This is a genomic window from Asanoa iriomotensis (assembly GCF_016862515.1).
Classification (GTDB): Bacteria; Actinomycetota; Actinomycetes; order Mycobacteriales; family Micromonosporaceae; genus Asanoa; species Asanoa iriomotensis.
This window is the reverse complement of record NZ_BONC01000132.1, coordinates 1-8,540: the sequence shown is the minus strand read 5'-3', so window position 1 is coordinate 8,540 and position 8,540 is coordinate 1. Positions and strand designations below refer to the sequence as shown.

General features: G+C 67.2%; 8 protein-coding genes and 1 pseudogene. 7 read left to right on the top strand and 2 right to left on the bottom strand.

The window, feature by feature from the left end; translation table 11 throughout:
* The first annotated feature begins 266 nt into the window (after positions 1-266).
* From Air01nite_RS39835 to Air01nite_RS39805, 7 genes are all read left to right on the top strand, one after another.
* Positions 267-575 carry a YbaB/EbfC family nucleoid-associated protein gene (locus tag Air01nite_RS39835; protein WP_239091284.1) on the top strand — a complete coding sequence of 103 codons (309 nt, stop codon included), beginning with the start codon at positions 267-269 and terminating at the stop codon, positions 573-575.
* Positions 576-586: 11 nt separating this feature from the next.
* Positions 587-1,180, top strand: a complete 594-nt coding sequence (gene recR / locus Air01nite_RS39830; protein WP_203708607.1) for a recombination mediator RecR — start codon at positions 587-589, stop codon at positions 1,178-1,180.
* A gap of 479 nt (positions 1,181-1,659) precedes the next feature.
* The gene (locus Air01nite_RS39825) at positions 1,660-2,664 is read left to right on the top strand and encodes an ABC transporter permease (protein ID WP_203708606.1); all 1,005 of its coding nucleotides are present in this window, start codon (positions 1,660-1,662) and stop codon (positions 2,662-2,664) included.
* A gap of 59 nt (positions 2,665-2,723) precedes the next feature.
* Positions 2,724-4,481 carry an ABC transporter substrate-binding protein gene (locus Air01nite_RS39820; protein ID WP_203708605.1) on the top strand — a complete coding sequence of 586 codons (1,758 nt, stop codon included), beginning with the start codon at positions 2,724-2,726 and terminating at the stop codon, positions 4,479-4,481.
* 117 nt (positions 4,482-4,598) lie between these two features.
* Entirely contained in the window at positions 4,599-5,612 is a 1,014-nt protein-coding gene (locus Air01nite_RS39815; protein WP_203708604.1) for an ABC transporter permease, read from the top strand.
* Positions 5,612-6,652 (top strand): ABC transporter ATP-binding protein, encoded by a 1,041-nt coding sequence (locus Air01nite_RS39810; RefSeq protein WP_203708603.1) that lies wholly within the window; start codon positions 5,612-5,614, stop codon positions 6,650-6,652. The genes Air01nite_RS39815 and Air01nite_RS39810 overlap by 1 nt, the downstream gene beginning before the upstream one ends.
* A complete protein-coding gene (locus Air01nite_RS39805) occupies positions 6,649-7,722 on the top strand; it encodes an ABC transporter ATP-binding protein (protein WP_203708602.1) in 1,074 nt (357 codons plus the stop codon). Before Air01nite_RS39810 ends, Air01nite_RS39805 begins: the two co-directional genes overlap by 4 nt.
* A 129-nt stretch (positions 7,723-7,851) precedes the next feature.
* On the opposite strand, the pseudogene Air01nite_RS42025 reads toward Air01nite_RS39805, so the two are convergent.
* A pseudogene (locus Air01nite_RS42025) lies at positions 7,852-8,076 on the bottom strand (hypothetical protein); the annotation flags it as partial.
* A 29-nt stretch (positions 8,077-8,105) separates the two neighbouring features.
* A partial coding sequence (locus Air01nite_RS39795) for an HNH endonuclease family protein (protein WP_203708600.1) occupies positions 8,106-8,540 on the bottom strand: 435 nt, incomplete at its 5' end.

Genomic DNA, 8,540 nt, shown 5'->3' with positions numbered 1-8,540 from the left:
GACGAGGTCATCGACGAGCGGACCGCGCGCCAGAGCAGTGAGCAGCAGGCATTCGCGCTTCTCCACGAGGCGCTCGGTGCCGAGCGGATCGGCGAGATCGACCTCAAGTAGGCCCGCCTCGATAGCAACAAGAGAAACAGCATTGACGAGCCCGATGCGCCGGCCACCTCGCCAGCGGATCGGGCGATCACCCCACTAGTCTCTATAGAGACCGACGGTTTACGACGACAGAGGAGTCACCCGTGCGCCCCGGTGGACAGCCCAACCTGCAGCAGCTCATGAAGCAGGCGCAGAAGATGCAGCAGCAGATCGCCGACGCGCAGGCCGAGTTGGCCGAGGCCGAGGTGACCGGCACCGCTGGTGGTGGGCTGGTCACGGCCACGCTGAGCGGCACCGGCGAGGTGCTGAGCATCAAGATCGACCCCAAGGCGGTCGACGCCGACGACGTCGAGACCCTCGAGGACCTGGTCGTCGCCGCGTTGCACAACGCCACCGAGGCGGTCCGCGCGCTCACCGAGGAGAAGATGGGCCCGGTCAGCGGCGGGATGGGCGGCCTCGGCCTGCCCGGCTTCTAAGGAAAGCCGCCGTGTACGAAGGCGCGATCCAGGACCTGATCGACGAGCTGGGGCGCCTGCCGGGTGTCGGCCCGAAGAGCGCCCAGCGGATCGCGTTCCACATCCTCTCGGCCGACCCGGCCGACGTCACCCGGCTGGCCACCGTGCTCAACCGGGTCAAGGACCAGGTGCGGTTCTGCACCACCTGCTACAACGTCGCCGAGTCCGAGCAGTGCCGCATCTGCCGTGACCCCCGGCGCTCCGACGAGTTCCTCTGCGTCGTCGAAGAGCCCAAGGACGTCGTCGCGATCGAGCGGACGGGTGAGTTCCGCGGCCGCTACCACGTCCTCGGCGGGGCGATCAACCCGCTCGAGGGCATCGGCCCCGACAACCTGAAGGTCCGCGAGCTGATGAGCCGGCTCGGGTCGGGCGAGGTCAAGGAGCTGATCCTGGCCACCGATCCGAATACCGAGGGTGAGGCCACCGCGACCTACATCGCCCTCCTGGTCAAGCCGATGGGCATCGACGTCACCCGGCTGGCCAGCGGGTTGCCGGTAGGTGGCGACCTGGAGTACGCCGACGAGATCACCTTGGGGCGGGCCTTCGAGGGCCGGCGTGCGGTCTGAGTCACTACCTGGCCGGCACAAGCCGCAATTCACTTCAACTTAGACATACCAAAAGCCACTCATCGGGCAAATCTGGGCAAGCTGTCCGGCTCGCGACTGGGGGCCGATGTGACGGTGGCCGTTCCGTGTGCCAGCATGACCGTCACACCGAGGCGTTCTCACGTCTGGGCACAGCGTCATCCCCCGATTACCCGAGGTTCCGAGTTGGCAGGTCACATTGTCATTACGGGCAGGCCTGAAGTTGGTTACGCCCCTCCCCCGCCCTTGACGCTGAGCGACGACGCGAGAAATTGTTCGGTACGCAGCGGCACCACGTCGCTGTCGTTCGCGCGCCCGTTCGGCTCACCCCAGTCGGGCGGTCTCCACGAACTCTCCACGTACGCGCCAACCGATCGGTTGTCGACGCGGCGGGGACCGGTCCAGCCTGCGGGCAGCACGGTCACCTGCGCGCGGCGACCGGGGAAAGGACCGGGCAACTGATGGTCGTTGGCCCCGACGCGTCCATTTCCGATCAAGTCCCTGTTGGGCAACCGCCGGCCGAGGCCGAGGGTCCGCAGAAGGCGATCGAAGGACGTTCCCTAGGCCAGATCGCCTGGCGCCGGCTCAAGCGGGACAAGGCCGCCATGGCCGGCGGCATCGTGATCATTCTGCTGATCCTGATCGCCATCTTCGCGCCCCTCATCGTCAACGCGTGGGGGTACGACCCGAACTCCTTCCACCAGGAGACGATGGACCCGGCGACGCAGGCGCCCACGTCGACGTTCCCGTTCGGCTCGTTCGACCCCAAGCACCTGATGGGCGTCGAGCCGCCGTTCGGCCGCGACATCTTCAGCCGCGTGCTCTACGGCGCCCGGATCTCGCTGCTGATCGCCTTCCTGGCGACCCTGCTCTCGGTGATCATCGGCGCGACGCTCGGCGTCATCGCCGGTTACCTCGGCGGCTGGGTCGACTGGGTGATCAGCCGCGCGATGGACCTGTTCCTGGCGTTCCCGATCCTCGTCTTCGCGATCGCGCTCGCCGGCGTCATCCCGGACAAGGCCTTCGGCCTCTCCGGCGACACGCTGCGAATCGTCCTCCTGATCTTCATCATCGGGTTCTTCAACTGGGGCTACATGGCCCGCATCGTGCGCGGTCAGACGCTCTCGCTCCGCGAACGCGAGTTCGTCGACGCGGCCCGCAGCCTCGGCGCGCGCAGCGGCTACATCCTGCGCAAGGAGCTGCTGCCCAACCTGGTGGCGCCGATCCTGATCTACGCGACGCTGCTCATCCCGACCAACATCCTGTTCGAGGCCGGCCTGTCCTTCCTGGGCGTCGGCATCCGGCCTCCGACGGCGACCTGGGGCGGAATGCTCAGCGAGGCGGTGCGCTACTACACGATGCCGCACTTCATGTTCTGGCCCGGCCTGGCGATCTTCATCACCGTGCTGGCCTTCAACCTCTTCGGAGACGGCCTCCGCGACGCGCTCGACCCAAAGACGCGATGAGCTCGCTACGGAATACACCCCCGAAGCCCCACCACCTCTCAAACGAAGGGGAGCAGTAGATGAAGAGAAGGTTGGTGACTGGCGTCGCCGTAGGCGTCGCAGCCGCCCTCGCGCTCGCCGCCTGTGGCGGCGGGGGCACGGATTCCAACACCGACAGCAGCACCGGCGGCACCGCCGTTGCCGCGTTCGACGCCGCCAACGGCAAGGTGTTCAACCCTTCTGAGAAGAAGGGTGGCACGTTGAAGATGGCCATCTCGTCGGACTGGGACTCGGTCGACCCCGGCGACACGTACTACGGTCTGTCGTGGAACCTCGCCCGCCTCTACACCCGTTCGCTGACCATGTTCAAGGTCGGCCCGGGCAAGACCAGCAGCGAGCTGACCGGTGACCTCGCCGAAGGCCTGGGCACGCCCAGCGACGGCGGCAAGACCTGGACCTACAAGCTCCGTCAGGGTCTGAAGTACGAGGACGGCACCGCGATCACGTCGAAGGACGTGGAGTACGCGGTGTCGCGTTCGCTGGAGAAGGCCACGCTGGTCAACGGCCCGACCTACTTCAACGACTTCCTGGACCTCAAGGGCTACAAGGGTCCCTACTCGAGCAAGGGTCAGGACAACCCGGCGATCGACACGCCGGACGACCGGACCATCGTGTTCCACCTGAACAAGCCGTTCGGTGGCTTCGACTACTTCGCGCAGATCCCGGCCACCGCGCCGGTCCCGGCCGCGAAGGACACGGGCGCCAAGTACAAGGAGCACGTCGTCTCCTCGGGCCCGTACAAGTTCGAGAGCTACGAGGCCGGTAAGGGCTTCAAGCTGGTCCGCAACGACCAGTGGGACCAGTCCACCGACCCGAACCGCAAGGCTCTGCCCGACGGTTACGACGTCACCATCGGCGCCAACGCCGACGACATCGACAACCAGATCATCGACGGCTCGCTCGACGTCGACATCGCCGGCACCGGTGTGCAGCCCGCGGCTCTGTCCCGCGTGCTCGGCCAGCCGGACATCAAGGAGCGCGCCGACAACCCGCTCAGCGCGCGCCTGAACTACACCTCGATCAACCCGAACGTCCCGGCGCTCAAGAACATCGAGTGCCGCAAGGCGGTCGAGTACGCGGCGGACCGCACCACCTACCAGACGGCGTACGGCGGCCCCCAGGCCGGCGGCGAGATCGCGACGGGCCTGCTCCCGCCGCAGATCCCGGGCTTCCAGAAGCTCGACGTGTGGTCGGCCGGCGCGGACAACAAGGGTGACCTCGACAAGGCCAAGGCTGCTCTGCAGGCTTGCGGCTCGCCGAACGGTTTCGAGACCAACATCGCCTACCGGGCCGAGCGTCCGAAGGAGAAGGCGACCGCCGAGGCGCTGCAGCAGTCCCTCGCCCGGGTCGGCATCAAGCTCACGCTGAAGCCGTTCCCGACCGGTGACTACTTCGCGCTGTACGCGGGCAAGCCCAGCTACCGCAACACCAACAACCTTGGCCTGATGGTCAACAGCTGGGGCGCGGACTGGAACGACGGCTTCGGCTTCCTGTCGCAGATCGTCGACGGCCGGGTCATCCGGGACACCGGTGGCTCGTCCAACCTGAGCGTCAACATCCCCGAGGTCAACAGCATGGTCGACCAGGCCATCGCCGAGACCGACACCGCCAAGCGGGACGCGCTCTGGGGCCAGATCGACAAGCGGGTCATGGAGGAGGCGGTGATCCTGCCGGGCGTCTGGGCCAAGCAGGTCACGGTGCGTAGCAAGAACACCACCAACGTCTTCGTCAACGACGCGTACGGCCAGTACGACTACCTGTCGATGGGCGTCCAGTAAATCCGTCTAGTTCGCTAAACCCCTTGGTTAGCAAGCACCCCAAGTGAGGTAGGTGAAGGCGAGCGGCGGCCGGCCCGTCCCCGAAAAGGGACGGGCCGGCTGCCGGAGCCGAACTCCGTGGTCGCGTACATCATTCGGCGTCTGTTCGGCGCTGTGCTGACACTGCTCATCGTCAGCATGATCACCTTCGGCATCTTCTACCTGGTGCCGCGCTGGGCCGGCGGCACCGCCAACGACCTGGCCTCCCGCTACGTGGGCCGCACGGCCAACCCGGAGCAGGTGGCCGAGGCGGCGCACGGGCTCGGCCTGGACAAGCCGTTTTTCGTGCAGTACTGGGACTGGCTGCAGGCCATCTTCGTCGGCCGCGACTTCGCGTTCGGCGCGACGCAGGCGCACTGCCCGGCCCCGTGCCTGGGTTACTCCTTCATCGGCCGTAACCCGGTGCTGCCGGACATCCTGGACCGCCTGCCCGTCACCGCGTCTCTCGCCTTCGGCGCGGCGATCATCTGGGTGATCTTCGGTGTGGCCACCGGTGTGGTGTCCGCCCTCAAGCGGGGCAGCATCTTCGACCGGGCCGCGATGGGCATCGCGCTCGGCGGCGTCTCGCTGCCGATCTTCTGGACCGGCCTCGTCTCGCTGGTCATCTTCAGCTACACGCTCCACTGGACCAAGCCCGGTGGCGCGTACACACCGATCGAACAGAATCCGGGCGAGTGGGCGTACAGCCTGCTGCTGCCCTGGATCACGCTCGCTCTGCTGTTCTCCGCGGCGTACGCCCGACTGACCCGCGCGGGCATGCTCGAAACGATGGGTGAGGACTACATCCGCACGGCGCGGGCCAAGGGCCTGCGGGAACGCACGGTCGTGACCAAGCATGGCCTGCGCGCGGCGCTCACCCCGATCGCGACCATCTTCGGCCTCGACGTCGGCCTGCTGATGGGTGGCGCGGTGCTCACCGAGAGCACGTTCTCGCTGCCGGGCATCGGCAAGTACGCGATCGACGCCATCAATGCCAACGACATGCCCAAGGTGATGGGTTTCGTCATCTTCGCGGCGGGCTTCGTCGTCATCGCAAACCTGATCGTGGACGTGGTGTACGCGGTCATCGACCCGAGGGTGAGGCTGGCCTGATGCCTGCTCCAGATGCCTTCCTCGATGTGCGGGACCTGCGCATCCACTTCCCGACCGACGACGGCCTGGTCAAGTCCGTCGACGGCCTGACCTTCTCGCTGGCGCGCGGCAAGACGCTCGGCATCGTCGGCGAGTCCGGCTCCGGCAAGTCGGTGACCAGCCTCGGCATCCTGGGTCTGCACAACAAGCGCAACGCCCGGGTCTCCGGTGAGATCTCGCTCGACGGCACCGACATCGTCAACGCCGACCCGGAGACGGTGCGCAAGATGCGCGGCCGCCGGATGGCGATGATCTTCCAGGACCCGCTGTCGGCGATGCACCCCTACTACACGGTGGGCCACCAGATCATCGAGGCCTACCGGGTGCACAACAACGTGTCGAAGGCGGTCGCCAAGAAGCACGCCATCGACATGCTGGGCCGGGTCGGCATCCCGCAGCCGAACCGCCGGGTCGACGACTACCCGCACCAGTTCTCGGGCGGCATGCGGCAGCGCGCGATGATCGCGATGGCGCTGTCCTGCGACCCGGAGCTGCTGATCGCCGACGAGCCGACCACCGCGCTCGACGTGACGGTGCAGGCGCAGATCCTCGACCTGATGCGGGACCTGCAGCAGGAGTTCAACTCCGCGCTGATCATCATCACCCACGACCTGGGCGTGGTCGCCGAGCTGGCCGACGACGTGCTGGTCATGTACGGCGGCAAGTGCATCGAGTACGGCTCGGCCGTGACGATCTTCGAGGAGCCGGAGCACCCGTACACCTGGGGCCTGCTCGGATCCATGCCCCGGCTCGACCGCGGCGTGACCAACCGGCTCCTGCCGATCTCCGGCAACCCGCCGTCGCTGATCAACGTGCCGTCGGGTTGCGCGTTCCACCCGCGGTGCGCCTACGAGGCGCGGACCGGCGGGCTGGGCACGACGACGGTTCCGGAGCTGGCCGAGTCCGGCCGGGGCCACCTGGTGCGGTGCCACATGCCCGTGGCCGAGCGCAAGCGGATCTGGAACGAGCAGGTCCGACCGAAGTTGGAGGCAACATCATGACGGAGAGCACCGCCGGGGAAAGCGTCGCCACGCAGACCCCGACGAAAGAGGCGCTGCTCTCGGCCCAAGGGCTGCAGAAGCACTTCCCGATCACCAAGGGTCTGTTGAAGCGGCAGGTCGCCGCGGTCAAGGCCGTCGACGGCATCGACTTCGACGTCTACAAGGGCGAGACCCTGGGCCTCGTCGGTGAGTCGGGTTGCGGCAAGAGCACGACCGGCCGGTTGATCACGCGCCTGGCCGAGCCGACCGCCGGCAAGATCATGTTCGACGGCAAGGACATCTCGCACCTCGGCACGGGAGCCATGCGGCCCTTCCGGCGCGACATGCAGATGATCTTCCAGGACCCGTTCTCGTCGCTGAACCCGCGGCACACGGTCGGCACGATCGTCGGCGCGCCGTTCCACATCCAGGGCGTCAAGACCCCCCACGGCGTCAAGCGTGCCGTGCAGGACCTGCTCAAGCTGGTGGGCCTCAACCCGGAGCACTACAACCGCTACCCGCACGAGTTCTCGGGCGGTCAGCGGCAGCGCATCGGCATCGCCCGCACGCTGGCGCTCAAGCCGAAGCTGATCATCGCCGACGAGCCGGTCTCCGCGCTCGACGTGTCGATCCAGGCCCAGGTCGTCAACCTGCTCGAGGACCTGCAGAACGAGCTCGGCCTGACCTACGTGGTCATCGCGCACGACCTGTCCGTGGTGCGGCACATCTCGGACCGGGTCGCGGTCATGTACCTCGGCAAAATCGTCGAGATCGCCGACCGCGAGTCGCTCTACTCGAACCCGCGGCACCCGTACACGGTCGCGCTGATGTCCGCGGTGCCGGTGCCGAACCCGCGTCGCCGTGAGGCCAACCAGCGCCAGCGGGTGCTGTTGACCGGCGACGTGCCGAGCCCGATCGACCCGCCGACCGGCTGCCGCTTCCGCACCCGCTGCTGGAAGGCGCAGGACATCTGCGCGACCACGGAGCCGCCGCTGGTCGTCCGCGAGGGCGACGCCCCCGGCCACCAGACCGCGTGTCACTTCCCCGTCGCTGACAACGAGGAAGTCGCCGGCCGCACGGCAGCGGCGTAAGGAACGGTCCGTTGTTAACGGATTTCGCATAGGAACGGTCCGTTGTTAACGACTCGCTGGCTGCCGCTGCAACGGCGAGGTTAGGAACGGACCGTTCCTATGCAGAAAGCGTTAACAACGGACCGTTCCTTAGCCCGAAGGACGGTTGAGCAGGCCGAGCGCGATGCTGTGCACGGCATCGAGGTCGGCCGGGTCCTTCAGGGCGGCCTTGCCGCCGGTGACGCCGTACCACTCGGCGGCGTCCTTGTATTGCACGCGCAGCACGACCTTGCCGTCGGTCAACTCCGTGCGCAACGTCAGGTCACCCGTGATCACGCCGACCTCGTCGGTCATCACGCCGCCCGGCCCGGCGGTGAGGTCGCTCTGTTTGGCGGCGGGTTCGCTCATGGGCAGGTCTCCAGCATGTCGGTGAGTGCGGCCTTCTCCGCGGTGGTCACCGTCAGCTTCCAGAAGTGCTTCACGGCAATCCAGTCTTGCGCGTATTCGCACCAGAAGTCGCGGTTGCTCGGCTTCCACGTCGACGGATCCTGGTCACCCTTTGCCCGGTTGCTGCTCGCCGAAACCGCCAGCAGCTGAGGGCGCGTGAGGTCGTTGGCGAAGTCGCCGCGGCGCGTGTCGTCCCAGTCGTCGGCGCCCGATCGCCACGCGTTGGCGAGCGGCACCATGTGGTCGATGTCCACGTCGGACGGATCCGTGAAGGTGCGGTTGTCGTAGACGCTGACCCAGCGGCCACCGACCACGTTGCACCCGCTCACCTCGACCCCGGTGCCGTCGCGCTGCAGCACCGTGTCGCGGACGTCACAGTTCTTGCCGGCCGA

What these genes read in the sequence shown, in the direction of transcription:
- Air01nite_RS39810 (WP_203708603.1), top strand. Translation starts at nt 5,612, where the DNA reads ATGCCTGCTCCAGATGCCTTCCTCGATGTGCGGGACCTGCGCATCCAC.
- Air01nite_RS39820 (WP_203708605.1), top strand. Translation starts at nt 2,724, where the DNA reads ATGAAGAGAAGGTTGGTGACTGGCGTCGCCGTAGGCGTCGCAGCCGCC.
- Air01nite_RS39805 (WP_203708602.1), top strand. Translation starts at nt 6,649, where the DNA reads ATGACGGAGAGCACCGCCGGGGAAAGCGTCGCCACGCAGACCCCGACG.
- Air01nite_RS39825 (WP_203708606.1), top strand. Translation starts at nt 1,660, where the DNA reads ATGGTCGTTGGCCCCGACGCGTCCATTTCCGATCAAGTCCCTGTTGGG.